The sequence below is a fragment of the Peribacillus sp. NPDC096447 genome, assembly GCF_044762725.1.
Taxonomy (GTDB): Bacteria; Bacillota; Bacilli; order Bacillales; family DSM-1321; genus Peribacillus.
Window position 1 is genome coordinate 63,712 of the sequence record NZ_JBIWEV010000003.1, and the last position, 18,805, is coordinate 82,516.

General features: G+C 39.6%; 19 protein-coding genes and 1 pseudogene. 6 read left to right on the top strand and 14 right to left on the bottom strand.

Translation table 11 applies throughout. The features are described from left to right. The first annotated feature begins 29 nt into the window (after positions 1 to 29). The 3 genes from ACIQZD_RS11535 (at position 30) to ACIQZD_RS11545 (ending at position 2,039) form a co-directional block, all read left to right on the top strand. Complete coding sequence (locus ACIQZD_RS11535) at positions 30 to 443, top strand: VOC family protein (protein WP_402902275.1); 414 nt, start codon at positions 30 to 32, stop codon at positions 441 to 443. A gap of 310 nt (positions 444 to 753) precedes the next feature. Beyond that, entirely contained in the window at positions 754 to 1,254 is a 501-nt protein-coding gene (locus tag ACIQZD_RS11540; RefSeq protein WP_402902278.1) for a VOC family protein, read from the top strand. A 233-nt stretch (positions 1,255 to 1,487) separates the two neighbouring features. Beyond that, positions 1,488 to 2,039, top strand: coding sequence for a DUF402 domain-containing protein (locus tag ACIQZD_RS11545; RefSeq protein WP_402902281.1), 552 nt, complete (start codon positions 1,488 to 1,490; stop codon positions 2,037 to 2,039). A gap of 74 nt (positions 2,040 to 2,113) precedes the next feature. Here ACIQZD_RS11545 and ACIQZD_RS11550 read toward each other — a convergent pair whose 3' ends face one another. After that, the gene (locus tag ACIQZD_RS11550) at positions 2,114 to 2,761 is read right to left on the bottom strand and encodes a lysozyme family protein (RefSeq protein WP_402902284.1); all 648 of its coding nucleotides are present in this window, start codon (positions 2,759 to 2,761) and stop codon (positions 2,114 to 2,116) included. Positions 2,762 to 2,990: 229 nt separating this feature from the next. Here ACIQZD_RS11550 and ACIQZD_RS11555 point away from each other — a divergent pair, with 229 nt between their 5' ends. After that, positions 2,991 to 3,146: a DUF4021 domain-containing protein gene (locus tag ACIQZD_RS11555; protein ID WP_402902287.1), complete on the top strand. Its 156-nt coding sequence runs from the start codon at positions 2,991 to 2,993 to the stop codon at positions 3,144 to 3,146. Positions 3,147 to 3,364: 218 nt separating this feature from the next. On the opposite strand, the gene ACIQZD_RS11560 is transcribed toward ACIQZD_RS11555, so the two are convergent. The 5 genes from ACIQZD_RS11560 to ACIQZD_RS11580 form a co-directional block, all read right to left on the bottom strand. Beyond that, the gene (locus ACIQZD_RS11560) at positions 3,365 to 4,150 is read right to left on the bottom strand and encodes a glucose 1-dehydrogenase (protein WP_402902290.1); all 786 of its coding nucleotides are present in this window, start codon (positions 4,148 to 4,150) and stop codon (positions 3,365 to 3,367) included. Between the two features lie 52 nt (positions 4,151 to 4,202). Beyond that, positions 4,203 to 4,955 carry an SDR family NAD(P)-dependent oxidoreductase gene (locus tag ACIQZD_RS11565; protein ID WP_402902293.1) on the bottom strand — a complete coding sequence of 251 codons (753 nt, stop codon included), beginning with the start codon at positions 4,953 to 4,955 and terminating at the stop codon, positions 4,203 to 4,205. Positions 4,956 to 4,989: 34 nt separating this feature from the next. Then, positions 4,990 to 5,778: an SDR family NAD(P)-dependent oxidoreductase gene (locus ACIQZD_RS11570; RefSeq protein ID WP_402902296.1), complete on the bottom strand. Its 789-nt coding sequence runs from the start codon at positions 5,776 to 5,778 to the stop codon at positions 4,990 to 4,992. Between the two features lie 113 nt (positions 5,779 to 5,891). Beyond that, positions 5,892 to 6,542 (bottom strand): GntR family transcriptional regulator, encoded by a 651-nt coding sequence (locus tag ACIQZD_RS11575; RefSeq protein WP_402902299.1) that lies wholly within the window; start codon positions 6,540 to 6,542, stop codon positions 5,892 to 5,894. Positions 6,543 to 6,796: 254 nt separating this feature from the next. Further along, entirely contained in the window at positions 6,797 to 7,594 is a 798-nt protein-coding gene (locus ACIQZD_RS11580; RefSeq protein ID WP_402902302.1) for a DUF2935 domain-containing protein, read from the bottom strand. 183 nt (positions 7,595 to 7,777) lie between these two features. Between ACIQZD_RS11580 and ACIQZD_RS11585 the strand changes: the two are divergent. Continuing rightward, a pseudogene (locus ACIQZD_RS11585) lies at positions 7,778 to 8,452 on the top strand (formylglycine-generating enzyme family protein). A 240-nt stretch (positions 8,453 to 8,692) separates the two neighbouring features. Here the strand turns inward: ACIQZD_RS11585 and ACIQZD_RS11590 are convergent. Next, entirely contained in the window at positions 8,693 to 8,953 is a 261-nt protein-coding gene (locus tag ACIQZD_RS11590) for a hypothetical protein (protein ID WP_137023549.1), read from the bottom strand. 177 nt (positions 8,954 to 9,130) lie between these two features. Between ACIQZD_RS11590 and ACIQZD_RS11595 the strand changes: the two genes are divergently transcribed. Beyond that, a complete protein-coding gene (locus tag ACIQZD_RS11595) occupies positions 9,131 to 9,844 on the top strand; it encodes a class I SAM-dependent methyltransferase (RefSeq protein WP_402902306.1) in 714 nt (237 codons plus the stop codon). Between the two features lie 102 nt (positions 9,845 to 9,946). On the opposite strand, the gene ACIQZD_RS11600 is transcribed toward ACIQZD_RS11595, so the two are convergent. The 7 genes from ACIQZD_RS11600 to ACIQZD_RS11630 form a co-directional block, all read right to left on the bottom strand. After that, entirely contained in the window at positions 9,947 to 11,497 is a 1,551-nt protein-coding gene (locus ACIQZD_RS11600) for a histidine kinase N-terminal 7TM domain-containing diguanylate cyclase (RefSeq protein ID WP_402902309.1), read from the bottom strand. 232 nt (positions 11,498 to 11,729) lie between these two features. Beyond that, positions 11,730 to 13,529 carry a S9 family peptidase gene (locus tag ACIQZD_RS11605; protein WP_402902312.1) on the bottom strand — a complete coding sequence of 600 codons (1,800 nt, stop codon included), beginning with the start codon at positions 13,527 to 13,529 and terminating at the stop codon, positions 11,730 to 11,732. Positions 13,530 to 13,828: 299 nt separating this feature from the next. Beyond that, positions 13,829 to 14,830: a C40 family peptidase gene (locus tag ACIQZD_RS11610; protein WP_402902315.1), complete on the bottom strand. Its 1,002-nt coding sequence runs from the start codon at positions 14,828 to 14,830 to the stop codon at positions 13,829 to 13,831. A gap of 25 nt (positions 14,831 to 14,855) precedes the next feature. After that, positions 14,856 to 15,938: a dipeptide epimerase gene (locus tag ACIQZD_RS11615; protein WP_402902318.1), complete on the bottom strand. Its 1,083-nt coding sequence runs from the start codon at positions 15,936 to 15,938 to the stop codon at positions 14,856 to 14,858. Positions 15,939 to 15,953: 15 nt separating this feature from the next. Next, on the bottom strand, positions 15,954 to 17,114 hold the full coding sequence (locus ACIQZD_RS11620; RefSeq protein ID WP_402902321.1) for a DUF819 family protein: 1,161 nt from the start codon (positions 17,112 to 17,114) through the stop codon (positions 15,954 to 15,956). Between the two features lie 162 nt (positions 17,115 to 17,276). Beyond that, positions 17,277 to 17,594 (bottom strand): DUF3870 domain-containing protein, encoded by a 318-nt coding sequence (locus tag ACIQZD_RS11625; protein ID WP_241591774.1) that lies wholly within the window; start codon positions 17,592 to 17,594, stop codon positions 17,277 to 17,279. Between the two features lie 291 nt (positions 17,595 to 17,885). Beyond that, on the bottom strand, positions 17,886 to 18,752 hold the full coding sequence (locus ACIQZD_RS11630) for a carbon-nitrogen hydrolase family protein (protein WP_402902324.1): 867 nt from the start codon (positions 18,750 to 18,752) through the stop codon (positions 17,886 to 17,888). Positions 18,753 to 18,805: the final 53 nt, after the last annotated feature.

The window sequence follows — 18,805 nt, forward strand, 5'->3', positions numbered from 1 at the left end:
TAAGTAATAAGAAAGTAGGAGTGAGATAAATGTCAGTTGATGCATATCTTAATTTTAATGGGAATTGTCGACAAGCAGTAGAGTTCTACGCAGAGGTTTTTGGAACGGAACAACCAAATATCATGACCTTTGGGGAAACACCGCCTAATCCGGAATTTACCCTTCCAGAAGAAGCGAAAGATTTAGTCATGCATACAAGGCTAAATATTAGTGGAAGCAATATCATGTTTTCAGATACTTTTCCTGGTATGCCTTTTGTAGAAGGAAACAATATCAGCCTGTCATATGTTAGTAATGATTTAGATGAAATTAAATCGATTTTTAACAAACTAAGTGAAGGCGGCAAGGTTGGGCTAGAGCTACAAGAAACATTCTGGAGTAAAATTTACGGTCAGTTAACCGATAAATTTGGGATCCAATGGCAATTTAACTTCGAGAGCTGAGAAACAAAATTTGGATATAGGACTTTTCACTGGGTGAGAAGTTTCTATATCCTTTTGTGTTTCCATCACCGTGAGGCAAGGATCTTGTAACTGGCATAGGATTATGGGGATTAGTTAAATGATGGGTTAGAATACACAAAACGGCACACTACCCCTTACATAATTTTCTTGGGTCATGATAAATGGTATATAGTAATAGGGTACCTTCAAGGTATTTAATCTTATCGAATAAATTCGCATTTCCATGATAATAGCAGCGTTTAGTTTTCCTGGCTAAACATGAAAACAATACAATAAAGGAGAAAAAATCATGAAAAATAAAATTCAAAAAATTACAACCAACTTGTGGTTTGATACACAAGCTGAAGAGGCGGCGAATTTCTACACTTCCATATTCGAAAATTCTAAGATCGGAAGAATCACTCGCTATGGAAATGCAGGAAATCAAATCCACGGGAAGCCAGAGGGATCAGTGATGACCGTGGAGTTTGAACTGGACGGACAAGCATTCGTAGCATTAAATGGCGGTCCGCAATTCAAATTCACCGAGGCAATATCATTTATCATCAATTGCGAGGATCAAGAAGATGTGGATTATTATTGGGAAAAACTCTCCGAAGGCGGAGATGAAAAGGCACAAGTGTGCGGTTGGCTAAAAGATCGATTTGGTGTGTCATGGCAAATTGTCCCTGAAAATCTAACCGAGATGGTAAACGACTCCGCCCCTGAAAAATCGGAAAGAGTAATGAAAGCGCTGCTCCAAATGAAGAAAATTGACATTAAAACTTTAAAGCAGGCGTATATAGGATAGGTTCCTAAGAAACATCTATCTAGTAAGTTATATTCATTCCTGAAAAGGATACGATTTTGAAGTAACTAAAGCCTAGTTTCTCGGTATTGCAAGTGTGAAATAAGGTTTGATATTTGAATTTCCTAAAAGTTTAAATCCGCATTTTCCTGGCGATGGCCCTATTAGAAAGGATAAACTTTCTTAAGTATAATATCATAAATGATCTAGATGGTTTTAAGGGAGAAATAGAAACAATGGACAATATATTAATACCAGCACTTAAACAAGGCGATGAAATCATAGAAAGAAAAATCCGCTACGACTCCATAGTTGTAGAACATAACTGTTTGCTGTTAAAAGCACAAAATCAACATGTCGTGCTTTTTCATGAAATCATGGATTCGTTCACGATGAAAGCGGGTCCTATAAAATTAACCATTCCTGTAGGCAGTTATACGATTGCTTATTATTGGAAAGACCGTCCTTATAATTTATACATTTGGAGAGATAACGATGGGAATTATTTAGGATCCTATTTTAATATTGTAAGAAATACATATATGGCGGATAAGTTGGTATCCTTTGAGGATTTGATCATTGATATCTTGGTGCTTCCGGGTGGGGCACATTTTATTTTAGACGAGGAAGAGTTACCTGTGCCATTAGAGCAATTTGAGAGTGGTTCTGTTAAACAAGCTCTAATCTCTTTACTTGATTCCATTGATATTGTTCTTTCACAAACCATTTCAGAATCCGAGAAGCTCTATAAACATAAAGACCTCCTTCCATTGCTGAACAACAAATGACATTGGCTTTGATTCTTTAAACCCGAAAACATGAACAAAAAGCCTACTTCATTAAGTAGGCTTTTTGTTCTCCCTCACTCACCATCAGCTTGAGCCGATATACTGTCGGCAAGCTCCTCAATGTTCTTAGATACCTTCGCACTGTATGAGTAGTCACCGTAGCAATATGGGTATCGAAAATTATCTTTGTCACCGCCGCAATCATAGAGCGTGGGATTTTTTTCGACCTGAAGCATGGAGAACTTTTTTGCAAGCTCTTCATTATGCTTGCCCCCTTCATTCGCAACGAAATCAATATAACCGATTCCCATGTTATATGCTTGAAGGATCGTGGCAAAATCCACGCCCTTTTCATTGCCGTATTCATTGATCCTCTTAAAATGTTTCACTCCATACTTAATGCTTTCCGTTGGATCTGTGATTGTATTTGGATCAAGGCCCGCTGACTCAGATGCCTGCATTGGGTCACCGCCCCGTCCTCGGCTTTCCTGCTGCATCAAAGCAATCAATGTCGAAGTATGCTCCTCAAGTCCGTATTTAGCCAACTCGTCTCGCAGAAGTGAACTATACTTTTTCACGTTCGCAAAAGAATCAAGCGTATTTACTGATGTGGTAACATTTTCGGAATAGGGGGTTTGCATAATCTCCTTAATGAGCAAAAATACGAAAATCAGGATGAAAATGGTAAAAACTTTCTTTGATTTCTTACGTTTCTTCTTCACATTCTCTCTCCGTTATCTCTAAGTTAATATATTTATATCTTAACAAATTGTAAGAGTAATAACTATTTAGAATACCCAATTAAATGTTCTGCAAACAGGATTACTATTAATTGTAATTAGTGGATTTTCTCCACCTCTTAACTTAGCCGCAAAAATCTTAAAAGGAATAGAGTCACACAGTGCATATTTTTAGGACAATGAGACACCCTACTGGTTGGAGGTGATATGTATGGACAAGAAGAATGAAAAAGAAGAAATCCTTGATGATAAAAAGAAAAAATATAGAAACGAGTTTGGGTCAGATCCAGATGAACAAGAAATGAATGGTCTGTATGGTATGTTGGAAACTGAATATGAAGATAATCTACACGATAAAGAAAAGTAACGATGGGTTTCTTGAATATTTGTAAATCGCCTTATATGGCGTTTTTCTATGTGTTCATATTCTAAAGGTTCGTATATAGTTTCATATGAACTGATTTTTGGATATGAAAAAAAACGAAAACCGAGAAAGTCTTCGTTTTTTCCAAATTTAAATTCATTTGGTCATTAACTAAAAGGATACGTAAAAAGGGAGTGACCTACTGTCACTCCCTTGCTCAATTAGTATTGTGAAGATTGTCCGCCATCAATCGGAATGACTACACCGTTGATGAACTCTGATTCCCCTGATAATAGGAAGGCGACTAAACGGCCAACTTCTTCAGGTTTACCGAAGCGTTTCTTAGGATTCACACTGACGAAATCCGCCATTGCTTCTTCCCAATTCTCTCCGCCTATTTGCCTGAATGATCCCTCTACCATCGCTGTTAAGATTACACCTGGTGCAATGGCATTTATGCTGATACCATATTGACCATATTCTATGGCAGCTGTTTTTGTTAAGCCTGCTACAGCATGTTTACTTGCAACGTACGCAGCTTGGTTAAGCACAGCACGAATCCCGCCTACAGAAGCCACGTTCACCACTGCCCCTGAACCTTGTTCCTTCATGATTGGCAGAATGTATTTCATACCATAGAATACACCATTGATATTGATGTCCGTTACTTTGTTGAAAACGTTGCTATCGTATTCAGCCATAGGAGCCTGTTTACCTTCGATACCCGCATTATTATAGAATCCATCGACTCTGCCATATTTGCTGACTGTTTGGTCTACATAATTCTTTACTGCTTCTTCATCCGATACATCTGCCGTGACCAGAAGCACTTCCGATTGTGGTGCAATTTCTAAGATTAATTTTTTTGTCAATTCCAAAGATGCATCGTTTAAATCAACTAATGAAAGTTTAGCCCCTTCTTTAGCCATTTCCAATGCGGCTGCTTGTCCTAAACCTGACCCTGCCCCAGTAATGATTACAACTTTGCCATCGAATCGTTCGCTCATTTGTCAAAACTCCCTTTTTAAGTTATTTCGAAATTGTATTTGATTATATTGATTAGCCCTTAAAGCTTAAGAATCCATCATCAACAGGAATGACTTGTCCATTAATGGCATCCGCTTTTTCAGAGAACAAGAACGTTACAACTTCAGCAACTTTTTCTGGCTGAATCAATTTTTTCCTCATATGAAGTTGTGCCAAACTGTCCAGGAACTCTTGATCTTCACCAATGATCGGCGTTTCGATAAACCCTGGTGCCACACCGACAACACGAATCCCATATTGCGCAAGTTCAATTGCACCGGATTTAGTCATCGCGATGACTGCTGCTTTTGCAGCATGGTAATTAAAGCTGCCAATAGAAACCATCGTCCCATATATTGATGCTGTATTAACGATCGTTGCGCCAGTTACACCAAGCTCGACCATCTTCCTTGCTGCATAATACATGCCATAATAAACGCCATGTTGGTCAACATCAACTACTCTGTGGTATGATTCTGGATCCATCTCCAAAAATGGTTTTACTAGTCCAATTCCAGCATTGTTGAAAATGCCATTGATGGTGCCATGATTGGCAATTGCAGCTTCGACCATCGCTTCCACTTCTTCTGCTTTAGCTACATCCACTTTCACGAAAGATGCCGTGCCTCCCTTTTGTTGAATAGCTTCAGCCGTTTCCTTAGCGGCAACATCATTGTAATCAGCAGCTACGACAATAGCTCCCTGTTCAGCTAATTTATATGCCGTTTCCTTCCCAATTCCGCTGCCTGCTCCTGTAATTAATATGACCTTTCCTTGTAAACTCATGTATTCGTCCCCCTTTAACAAAGTTTGTTGCTTATTAGATTAAAATGGCCCCTCCGTCGATTACAAGTTCTTGACCCGTAATGTGGCTAGAAAGATCGGATACTAAGTACATCATTAGATTTGCAATTTCCTGCGGCTCAGCATACCTGCCATCCGGAGTCGTTGCTTCCAACTGTTTTCTAGCCGCTTCAGCTGCCTCGGAATCACCTTGACCAAATCCGCTTTCAATCGACCGCATCATAGCCGTGTTGACGACACCTGGGCAGACGGCATTCACCCGGACACCATGTGGAGCAACTTCGACACCAGCTGTTTTCGTCATTCCTAGAACCGCATGTTTACTAGCGCCATACGCCACCATGTTTGGCGTTGCCAGTAAACCAGCTCCAGAAGCTGTATTCACGACCGCCCCGCTTTTTTGTTCAATCATATGGGGCAATACATGTTTCATGCCCAAGAAAACACCGCGTACATTTATTGACATTAATTGATCGAAAACCTCAGCAGGATAGTCGATAAGCGGCATAATTTTGCCTTCCCACCCTGCATTATTCAAGAAAATATCGATTTTCCCATAGAAATCTATCGTTTTTTGAACATAATTTTTTATATCGTCTTCCTTAGTAACATCGGCTTTTACGAATTTCGCTTCGCCGCCTTTTTCTTTGATTTCATTTACCGTTAGCATGCCAGCCTCTTCGGAAAGATCTACAACAACAACTTTGGCTCCATTTTCTGAAAGAGTAATAGACGCTGCCCGGCCGATACCCCCGCCGCCACCGGTAACAATTGCTACTTTCTCTGTAAAATCAAATGCTTGCATAATATTCTCCCTTTCTCCCTTTGTTCTTGGTGATGATATTCTTGTTTGAATACGGTTACATCATAACATTATTTTTGTCGATTGTCGACAATTTGCTTTTAGAGTCAAAGACTCTACATCACTCCACGATTCAAAGCTTCATGAATTTCATTTTTTGCTTTAACTAAATCATCTTCTAGAATGGCCTCAATAGACATTTTTAATCTGAAATGGAAACTTTCCATCGTTTCCGTATTCCATTGACTTTGGGCAAAAACCATGAGAATATGACTGGCTTCTTCAAAAAATCTTGATAATGCTTTGTTATTAGCGATTGAAAAAATATATCGAAATATCTGTGTTGCCCTTTTTTGATACTCGATAACATTACCTTTTTCACACTCATCGGTTGCACTTTCCAAATGCTTTCGTAATGATTGTTTATTTTCTGCATGCCACTTTCCTTGGGAAAATTCAATGCACATCTGGATCAGTCCGATTGTAACATCATTATATTCAATGATTTCCTTTTGTGAAAATGGCTTGACGATCGTTCCCCGCCTCGGTATTCTCTCAACAATACCGTCAACCTGCAATAGATAAAGGGCTTCGCGTACTGGTGCACGGCTAGTATTCAATTCTTTGGAAATGTCTTCTTCGACGATTTTCTCTCCAGCTTCTATTTCACCTTCAATTATTTTTTTTAAAATGTGTTTAGCGATTTGTTGTGGTAACGATTCTCCAAAATAAATGTCATCTGTCAAATTGGAAGTATTTCCAAACATCTTTCTGCACTCCTATACTTCTATAATTAATTGTGGTTCTTTTAGTATAACATAAGGATAGGAATTAACTTCCTTTAAAAATTACATCCTTTAATGCTAACCAGCCAAGAAAAACGTATTTTCCTATATGGAAAAAGTTCAAAAAGACTTAATGTCAGATCGTCTTCGAAGAGTTTTACATATGCTACTGATTTTGGGGTTAAAAATGCAACAGATCTAGAGCCCCTTTTAATAAAGGGCTCCATGTGTACTTTTTAATCAACTAGCCTCGGTTTCGCTGGATCGCAGTTTGGCTTTACCGTGTCTGTCGACTCAGCGAGTTTCGTTAAATAATAACATTCTTCACGCCACATATGATCTGCCATTAATGGCGAAAGCGTTCCAAGAGCCTGCGCACTAAGGTCAAGCTCCTCCAATTCAAGCAGGAAGTGCTGGAAGAATTTAATTTCCAATGTGACGTCCGCATTCATTTTTTCCAATGCTGGGAATGTTGACAGATTGGTTCGTAAAAATCCAGCCATTTCAACAGCTTTTAAATAAAAATCATTAAAATGTTTTTTATATTGGTCACTTTTCTCTTTTAACCTTTTTTCAACGTCATCCATATTGGATGATATTGCACCTGCATGTCCTGCTGCATCTAACAGCCAAACTAAATGGTGATGAAGTTCATGAAAAACCGGCGGCATTTGATCTGAATTGAAGTATTTCAATAATCTTAAATATTCTTCTAATTCGTTCACCATATGATTAAGGAATGAGGGTGAAAGATGTATTTTTATTTTACCTACCAGATGTTCTTTAATTAGGCTTAACTTAAATTCTCGAAATCTTAATGTCTCTTCTTCTGCGATGGCAGTAAGTTGCGAAATCTCTTCCGAATTGGCTTGACCAAGGAGAGCATCAAAAACTTGAATGAATTCAGAGGCAATTTCAATGTTTTCCACTTCAACCGGCGCTAAAGACTCATGGATGAACCTGGCATGGTCTCCTAAGATTTGCAGCCAAAACCGATGCTCGAATCTTGCTGTTTTCTCCAAAAACTCATTCATTTTCTCCCCCCATAATTTAAAGTATAAGAAACTCACTTATAATTTGTATTCCTATACTTACAAACATATTAATATAAATTAAATGGGGCGTAATGAAGCCTTAACTTGATCCTATACCCGCAGATTGCTCACACACCAACAAATTAATGTGGTCTTGGAGTTGCTTCAAAAAGGGTCATTTTAATGTCAACGGAAATAATGAGTTACATTGACTATCCAATGGAGAAAATTCCAGGAGGAGAAATAGAATTAAGGGACGATAGAATTAAAAGCAAATGGAAAGCTGAAATAAGACCGTTCCTTCTTGCCCGGTATCCTATTACTACGGATTTCTACTATGCCATTACAAATAAATCACCTAATTCTTTTGATCGGGATCTAAAAACCGTTGTGAATATTTCTTGGAATGATGCAATTTCTTTTTGTAATCTACTTTCACAGAAAGCTGGACTGGGAGAGTGTTATTCTAAAAATGGGGAAAACATTGTTTATGATTGGGAATAAATCGGTTTTCGACTTCCTTCAGAAGCAGAGTGGCAATATGCATGTAAAGCCGGGACTGCTGGTTATAGATACGGAGAGCTGAATGAGATTGCCTGGTATAACGAAAATTCAGGGGGCATGATCCATGAAGTAGGAACAAAGGAACCGAATCCATGGGGGCTGCATGATATGTTAGGGGATGTTTGGGAATGGTGCTGGGACTTATATGATGAACAAGTGTACGGCACCTACCGTATTTTTCGAGGAGGTAGCTGGGCTGAGGATGCCAGAGGTTGTGGAGCTTCATGTCGCCGGCGCAGCCATCCGACATTTTGCATAGACGACCTAGGATTCCGTCTTGCCCGGTCTTTTTAACCTCAGCAAGCCAACTTCATTCAAGGCTTCACAGTATTAGTAACGGATATCAGGAGGAAACCAGAGAGATCAGCTGTATGTTTATGCATGATGACCAGAAAAAAGTGAATCCCCAAAACAATCCGTCTTATATGTATCTTACATCTATTCATATTTATTACCTGTTTCTTGATAGGATTCCGATGGGAACAAAATAAAAACCTGAAAATTTTTCAGGTTTTTTATTATTTCTTCATTCGATTACCAGAGAAATGCGAGAAAAACTAAAGATGCAATTGCACCAAAGGCAAATCCATTTGCGGCACCCCAACCATATCCTGCATTAAAACCTCCATAACCAAAACCCCCAAGGTTTCCGCCACCGTCAAATGGACGAATATATACACGGTTCGGTGTAACCCGGTGTATGATTCCCCGATGTACGGTTCCTCTGCTTGTACGAATTTCAACCGGTCTTCCCACACCTTGCCTGCATTTATGATAATAATTATGATATCCCATTTTGCACTCCCCTTGTCATTCGATTTTACATCGTATGCATTCGGGGACTAGCCTGCATGGATTAAATACCCACCAATCCTTTAAAAGTCTTTCCCATTTTCCTTATCAAAAGGTTAAAACACTCTTTGAAACCAAAGCATAAAATACATTTATACATGTACCAAAGGAGATTATGCCATGAACCACTTATACCAAGACGCACTAGCCATACTTGGAATTGAAGGGGCCCACCCTGGTGGATTTGAACTGACTAAGCAGCTCTTGAAAAATGAAAAAATCGATCTTACGTCAATAATCCTTGATGCCGGATGCGGGACAGGGCAAACCTCATCTTACTTGGCAAAAACGTTTCTTTGCAAAGTATCCGCGCTTGATAATCACCCTGAGATGGTGAAACATGCAAAAAAAAGATTCCAAAAGGCTAACTTAAGCATTGACCTATATAAGTCTTCAATAGAAGAACTGCCTTTTGACAATAATTCTTTTGATTTTATCATAGCCGAATCAACGACTGCATTCACGGATATACAAAAATCACTCCGAGAATTTTACAGGGTCCTTAAACTAGAAGGAACTTTGTTATCCATTGATATGACAGCAGAAACCAGCCTTGATCCTGCCTCAAAAAAAGAAATCATGAACTTTTATAATTTAAGAGAATTATTGACGGAATCCGAATGGTTAAAGGCCTTCCAACAAAACGGATTTACAGATTTAAAAATCTTGAGATCGAGTACCGTCTTAGAGGAATTAATGAATTCTTCAGCATCAAATAGCCCCATTCAGCCTTTGAATGGATCCTTGGAACGAGTCATGGACGCACATTACCGCCTCATTTTATCTTACGGAAACAGACTCGGTTATAGAGTATACAGAGCAAGTAAAAAATAGGGCATTCATCATGAATAACGCAGCTTAAGATGTGTCTGGAATCTTGAACACAATGAAAAAAACTAGAACAAGTTCAAGGTTTAAAGGGATGGTCCTATTATCTTAGGCGATGATCTGTACACAATTCCGGCCATTCTTCTTTGCGGCATATAAGGCTTGGTCGGCCCGTGGCATCAATGTTTTGATGGAAATGCTTCGGTCACCAGCTTCAATTAATGCAGTAGTCACCCCAAAACTGCAGGTAACGGAAATCTTCTCTTCATTAACCACTGCAATACTTTCAGAAACCTTTTCCCTTATCATATCGGCCAACACATATGCAGTGGGTAAAGTGGTATTCGGCAAACATATGATAAATTCTTCACCGCCATAGCGCCCGAATAGATCTCCGTCCCGAATGTGTTCCTTTGCAGTATTCGCCACAAGCGTTATGATCGCATCCCCTGCTTCATGCCCAAAGGTATCATTTACATTTTTGAAATGATCGATATCAAACATGATAACTGAAACATTGCCGCCTTCCATGCTTAGAGCATCAAATAACATTTCCGATTTTTTGATGAAAAATGTTCTATTCAATATTTGGGTTAATCCGTCCAAGCTGGCAAGTTGCTTCATCTTTTCCAGCATGAGCACTCTTTCAGTTACATCGGCGAAGGTAATGATCTGTCCGATAGACAGGTTGTTTTTGTTGAACACGGGTGAAAAACCAATATGGTAATGTACCCTATCACCATTTATGCTGCAATTAAAGTCACTGTCTTGTTTAAGGTCGATTATTCCCCTAAGATGTTGATTCCCATTTAGCACACTTGTAATCGGTTTACCTATGGAATGTTCATCCAACATGGGCATGACTTTGCGCATTCCACGGTTATAGTCGACAATCACCCCCTGTTGATTTAAAACGATGACTCCCTCTTTCATACTTTCAAAGACGGTTTCCCGAGCAATTGGGGCTACATTGAACATTTGAAAAGTCAAAAGTGCCGCACCATGAAAGATAAACGTGATACTCATGGATACAGGACCAAGATCGATACCATATGAGCTTAATCCATTTATATAATAATAATTTGCTATTATAGGAATAAGAAGACCTGCCACCATCATTGATATTTGCATCTTGAATCTGAATGAAGATTTTTTCACCTGTTTTAGCAATATTATTATACTTATCATCACACATAAAAAAAGAAACAGGGAGTGTACGTAAAACCAAGGGCCGCCCACCAGTTTAATAATTGGAAAAGGACTATCGCTTCTCAATTCCATTGATTTGTAATATAAATGATGAAGGTCATTTGTATAATGCATGAAAATGGTGATGAACGGTATGATGAAGAGTGCATATTGCCAGACCTTCTTAATTCTCTGACCTACATATTCAATGCACATCAACAAAAGGAATACTGGGATGAATGGTAAAGCCAAGTACTCGACCCTTAACCAGAATATGATTTGTTCTAACGATGTACTGGAAAGTTCGAAAGCATAGGAAAAAGTAAAGATGGAAGACAATAATGTCACGAGAATATAGGGTTTTGCTCCAGGTGCATCCTTGATCTTTAACTGAGCAAATAAACACAGAAACAAGCTTGAAGCACCTGCTATTATGACTGCGAGTATGTATAACAATAACTCCCGTGGCAATGCGAATCAACTCCGTTTAACAAAAAAACAGTTTTTCCGTATATTATATAGCACTTTATGACTAGGTGACTAGAGTTTGTTCAGGGAATTCTGAATTTTAAATCCCCTATTTACTTACACCCCAAGCCGCCGAACAAAATAAACATCCAGTTCATGATAAACCCTGCTTCATCACTTTGAACGTGAGTGGCAGGGTTTCTAATTCAAATAAATGAAGTATTTAGATGCTTGATTATACCTTCTCTGTTACTGCTGTGAATCGCTTTAAGAATGAAAGTATTTTTTGGTAGACGGCAATTTCATTTTCTTTTTTGGAAAATCCATGTCCCTCATCTTCTAAAAGCATATAATCGACATCTCTTCCTTTATCCCGCAAGGCTTGAACGATTTGATCTGATTCCTCTTTGACGACACGGGGATCGTTTGCTCCTTGAATGACAAGCATTGGCTTTATCATCGATTCTAAATAGGTGATAGGCGAATACTCGATTAATTTTTCTTTATCTTTATCCGGATTTCCTACCCACTGATCCATGATTGGTTTCCAATCTTCTGGAACGGATTTGATAAATGAGAAGAGGTTGGATGGACCGAAAATATCGACAACCGCCTTAAAATAACCTGCATGTCGTCCGTGCAGCAGAAGTGCCATATACCCTCCGAAGCTTCCGCCCATCAATAGGATATTACCTTTTTGTGCATGTCCTTGGTCTATTAGCCAATCAAGGCCGGCTACATTATCAAGTCTAGGCCCATTTCCCCAATCTCCCTCTACCATTTTCGTGAACTCCAAACCATAACCGGTAGAACCGCGGAAGTTTGGCGCAAAAATACTGTAACCGTGATTCAGGAAAAATTGAAATGAAGCTCTGAAGGACTTCCGTTCTGCCGCTTGAGGTCCTCCATGAGGCCAAAAAATGACTTCACCATTGTCATTTTCCTTTTTTGCCCTAAAAAATAACGACTCGATCTCCAGGCCATCAAAGGAAGGGTATGTAATGATGTCGGGTTCAACCAATGCATCAGAATCGACGCCAGGAACAGTATATTTAGTTAATGATACCCACTCATCACCTGTATTTTTATAGATATTATGAGGCTTTGTTGCGCCCATGCCAAATAAGTAAAGCGTGCCTGATGCAGCAACCTCAAGCTTATTAATGACGCTGCATGGCACGGGGATGTTTCTCCAATTTTCATTTTGCAGATTGAATTCATATAATTGATCTTCTACACCCTTTTGACTGGTTATATATAAAAGTTGATTCTCTTTACTATAATTAATGGCAGTAAAACTTTCATTCTCCAATTCTTTAACTTTACAGAATTTGTTTGTTTCAAGATCGTATGAAGCCAAATAGGTAAAGTCCGAATCATAATCAGTCAATAAATATATCATCGAATCCGAAACAAAAACACCATCATTCACTGTGTGCTGTTTCTCAGTGGGCGGAGTGAGCAGGATATCTTCGTTCCCTTGTTTTGCATAGAGAAGGGTATTTGTATTGGAAAAGTGTTTATAGTAAAGTAGAGTTTCTTCATCAGGGCTGAAGCCAAATAAATAGGTCGCTGCATCCTTCCCCTCCAATACCAGCTTTTCCTGTCCCGATTCTAAATCTAAACAATAGGCATTTAGAAAGGAAGCATTTCCTCTGGATGTCGTGTAATAGAGCTTTTTACTGTCATTCGATAATTTTGGCATGAAATTACGTGTATTTTCATGATGGACGATTTCCTTCATTGTCCCGCCATTCAAGGGAACCCCGTAAAACTGGGTATTTTCATTACCGTCTTGATCGAAACCAGCAATTATGAACCGGCTCTTCTTATCATATATCAGTGCTTGGCAGCTTTGATCAATGGATGTAAGCGGATAAGGAAAGGAGTTTGGCAAATCCATTCCCCATAAATTATACTTGCCGCTCAAATTGGTACTGAAAACCAGATGTTTTTCATCTGGACTTACGGCAAAATCAGCAATGGAAAAAGTTCGTAAAAATTGCTCAACATCAGGTTTTGGAAAAGTGATCATTTTGGCAGCCCCTCACATTTATAATATTAAGAAATATCCGTAAATAATTATACCATATTTTTCCTTACTGGTATAAGTAAACTGTCTATAGAAGTAGAGGATTCTAGTTTGCTATTCTAGTAAAAAAACTTATGTAACTATTTTTACTATGCCACTAATTTGGAAAAACGATTGTTCCGATTTATGCTTAATTCTAAAGCCGTCAGGGCATCGTTTTGTCATCCGATTGGAATGATGTGAAAAGCATGTTAAAATATGAAAAAAGCTCAAGAGCATTGTGCTCTTAAGCTTTTTAAGCATCAATCGATATATCTTCTTGCTCCGGCATATTCCTCTCCGTATCCCGATGTTTTTATTTCATCTATCCTTACATGTGTTGAGCTGTTAGGCGAATGGATCATTTTCCCGTCACCGATATACATGCCGACATGATGGACCCTTCCTTTCCCTTTATCATAGGCAAAAAATAGTAAATCACCTGGTTGAAGATTTTCTTGTTCCACCTTTTTGCCATGTTGCGCCTGAATGGAAGAGTCCCTTGGAATCGTTATTCCATTAGCATGGTACATTGTATAGGTAAATCCAGAACAGTCAAATCCAAAACCGGACATTCCAGCCCATAGGTAAGGAAGTCCTAAAAACTCTTTTCCTGATTCAACGATGTCCATTCCGGTTGGAGCAGGTATTTGATTTTCATTTTGATGGACTGACACGTCCTGCTTTTCTATCCATTTTGCTCCATTACTCGGTGTCATCACCTTCACTTTACCTTTTTTCACCTGTAATAACGGGAGGCGGGTATTGAAGCTGATTTCCATGAATTTGGACCGAAGTTTCGACTCCGAATAAAGCCAAGTCTTTGGGGCATTTACAAGGGCAAATCCTCGTTTAAATTGCTTCTCAAAAGAACTTCCGTCTTTTAATTGTGCCTTTGGCATCCATCCTGGATAACCAATATCATTACGGGGCGTCGGTTGATTGGCAACGGCTACTTTCACCCATTCACCCCGTTCTTCTAAAATCGTCACTTTTGAACCATATAACGCTTGTGTTTCCAGGTTACCTACAAGCCACAGTTTGTCTTCATATTTCATCGAGCCGATCCAAGCATTCAAATCAACGGGATTCGATGCAGAGGGTGCATCGATTTCCCTTAATAATCCCGGCTCAGTCCAAAGAGTGGCCACGCTTACATCAACATAGGCAATTCTCTGCTTCTCTCTTGAACTAGCTTCATTGGGACTGAATACTAAAATACCAATAGCAAATAAAGATAGCACAAAAACGGTTAACCTTTTCAAAATAATCACCCTTTCGAATTTGTTTTTATTGAGTAAAAGAGGATTTCCTCTTGACTCCCAGTCCAGGTTTATCGGAAATTAGAAGTTGATCTTTCATAAATTGAATGCCTTCAAATGGCTCATTCTTAATCCATAATGGGGCATCTAAATCAATCTTCGTTATATTTGGATGGGCGGTTGCCAGATGAGCCGCGGCCGCTACACTCACGGATGATTCCATCATACTCCCGATCATGCATTCCACCCCGGCTGCTTCTGCCATATCGGCAATTTGGAGTGCACGTCTAATTCCGCCTGTTTTCATTAATTTAATATTGAGGAGATCAACAGCATGTTCATTCAGGAGTTTCATGGCGTCACGAGGGGAAAACAAACTTTCATCGGCCATGATCGGCACTTGGACAGACCTCTTTATTTCTTTCAACCCTTCGATATCATGGGCTTTGACGGGCTGTTCCACTAAATCAACATTCAGCTTTCTTTCCTCAAGTTCATGAATGATGGAAATCGCTTGTTTTGTTGTCCACCCTTGATTTGCATCAATCCTGATCATAACCTGGTCGCCAACAGCAGCACGAATGCAGGCAACCCGCTCCACATCACTCTTCCAATCTTTCCCCAGTTTTATCTTCATCGTAGAAAAACCGCCATCAATGAGGGACAATGCCGCCATTGCCATTTCTTCGGGTTCACCAACGCTGATTGTCATATCATTTTTAAGGACATTCGATTTACCGCCAAGATATTGATATAAAGGGAGCTGCCATCGTTTACTGACTGCGTCGTACAAAGCGATTTCAACAGCAGCTTTTGCACTTGTGTTACCTACACAGGATCGTTGGATCAGCTGAGACAATACGTTGATATTCTCGATGTTACGGCCAATTAGATGTGGTGTGATCACTTCTTCAATGACCGTCATGATTCCTTTTGTAGAGTCACCTGTGATGGCAACCGTAGGGGCTGCGGCCCCCAAACCTTCCGTTCCATCCTCCAACTTTACTGAAACCATGATATTTTCAATTTCCATTGCTGTACGTAATGCAGTCTTGAATGGCTTGACAAGTGGCAAGTTTTCCACTGATACTTGTAATCTTTCAATCTTCATATTAACAACCCTTCCTTAAAAGCTTGAGAGTATATATGATGTAAGAATTCCAAAATAGGTGCCCAGAAGACTGCCAAGTACAGCCATCAATATCCCGACCGGTATTAGCGCCCGGTTGAAAGAACCTGCCAATATAGGGGCTGATGCCACACCTCCTATATTGGCCAATGAGGCAACTCCCATTGTAAATAGATCCAACTTAAAGATCTTGGCCAAAATGACCATGATCAATCCATGAAAGAATAGAATCATAAATCCGGATAAAATATACACAGGTGCTTGAAACAGCTGTGAAAAATCGGCATGGGAAGCAATTAAACCAATGACTATATAAAGCATGACTTTGGAAATTTCCATGGAACCGGCAATACGTCCAACCTTCGTGACAGCCAGAATTAAACCTACGGTCGAAGCGATGATGATCGTCCAAGTGGTACCATTCACTGCGGCACCCAGAACAGGCAGTCTTTCACCAATTTTTGTTGCCCCTGCTGAAATAATTAAAGCCAGCGCCAAGAATCCGATCAACTCCACAAATCCAAATTCCGTCTTGGCGGTTTCACCCGCTTCAAGCTCGGAAGTCATTTGATCAATGTAAGATGTATCCGCTTTAGTCCAAATATTGAATTTTCCAGCAAGAGGCACCAGCCAAAACAAGAACATGACCCAAATGGAATAATTAACTGTATCCATGATTAACGCATAGCCAAAAATATTTTCCGGCACATCGAGTATGCCTTGCAATATCACCATATTGGCAGAGCCCCCTGTCCAGCTTGCGCTTAATGCCGAGAATGCCTTCCAAGTTCCTTCCGCATAGAAGCCATTCATTAAGACGTATGTAAAAGTGAACCCTGCAATGATGCTGAATGAAGCTGCAAAAAAAGTTAACAGCATTTTTGGTCCAAGTCTGATTATTTTCCGCATATCGCATTGCAAAAGCATCAGCATCAACATGGCAGGCAACAGAAGTCCTCGTATGGTGCTATACGCACTTTCGACTGACTCACTATCTGAAAAGACCCCTAATGTTTTCATCAGAGCCGCTCCAATATAAATAAGGACAATACCAGGAACATACTTGAAGAACTTTCCTCCGATCTTTTTTTCCGCTACGGCAATCACGGCAGTAAATGCCAATAAAAAACAGACAAACATCACACCATCTTGAATCATATTCCATACCTCCTTATATTTAGGGGATTTCATGATAATGAAATCTATTCAAACACGCCAATGAAGTCTTTCATGGCCCTACATAAAAAAAATCCAGCTGCCAAAGAGCGCGTATACACTCTTTAACAGCTGGATTTCAATTGCGACTGACAAATGAAGCAGCTATAACTTATAAAGTTGCTGATATTTAATGCTGGCATTTCTAAGAGCGACGGTCAGTGCTTTCTGGGATGAACCAAAGTACCGTTTCTCAATTTCTTTCTCCATTTCATCAGGCCTAAGAATGGATTTACCAACTAACATGGAATGAATGAAGCGTGATGTAATCGATATCGTGGTCGAGCATTCCGCATCCACTATTTCATGCGTATCACGATCAATGACGAATCCGATAAAAAAGCAGTTGAATTGCTGTGTAATTGGATTATTGGACGCCGCCTTCGATTCGCCAACTATATATACTGTATTCTGCTGAAACATACTTATTGTGCCTCCTGCCATTACAGACATCATAACAGGTATAAATAGGGTGACTATCTACAATATGAAATGGTTACATATATTCTAATATACATAGCCAGCATTTGACAATATATTTCGTATATTAAGTCAATTACCGATTCCTGCGCAATAGAATAGATAAGTTCTATAACTAATTCGATCATCTAACGGGAAAAATCACGAAAGATACTAGGCATTGTTAATAAAACAGGGTTCAGGGGGCATTTTTTGACTTACCCCGCACTTTATTCGGCCGTTCATCCCAACAGATCATTTCAGCCCTTCATACGGCTTATATTTCGCATACAACTCTTTTCGGCGATTTCGATCCTTGAAAGTGGTTGCTGCACCACTTTTTCGATTCTCATAAAGCTCGTCCATATCGACTGTACCGGTTATGATCGTATGTTCATTCATTATCGCCTCGGCTATTATTCCATTTGCTGGCCAAGCGCTGTCACAGGGGCTAAGAATACTGGCACGGCCATACCCGTTCGGCAGGGGTGACCCTGGTTCACCAACAGTGGGGCAATGAACAAAATATACCTGATTCTCGATTGCACGCGCATGAGCGCAATGGCGAACTCGCCAAAAACCAGCCTCTGTAAATGTGTATGATGGACAAAAAATGATGTCGGCCCCATTCACTGATAATATCCTTGAAATTTCTGGTATCTCCGCTTCATAACATACCGCTATTCCTATCTTAACCGGACCTATTGAATAAACTTCAAGATCACTCCCTTCAGAAGTATGCCAATTCGCTTCAGCAGGAAAGATATGAGTTTTTTTATGCTCAACGACTGATCCGTCTTTATCAAAAATGTATGCAATATTGAAGTATTCCTTTCCGCGTCGTTCCAGATGCGTGCCGGCAATGATGACCTGCTTTCTTTTTCTTGAAAGTGACTTGAAAAGATCTTTGTATTGATTGGTATATTCATCAATCCTGGTAACGGACAAAGCATCCTGTTCTCCAAAGGCCGCTGATAAACCGATGGTTAACAGTTCAGGAAAAATGATATAATCCGAGTCTTCAGGAACTTGGGTGATCAAGTCTTCTACTTGTTCCTGAAATTCATTGAAAGTTGACACTTTTTCTACACGAAATTGACAAGCCGTTATTTTAATTTTCACAAAAGCCCTCCCAAATCAGTGCTTTATCCGTTCTTCGAGTCAGAACTTCCATT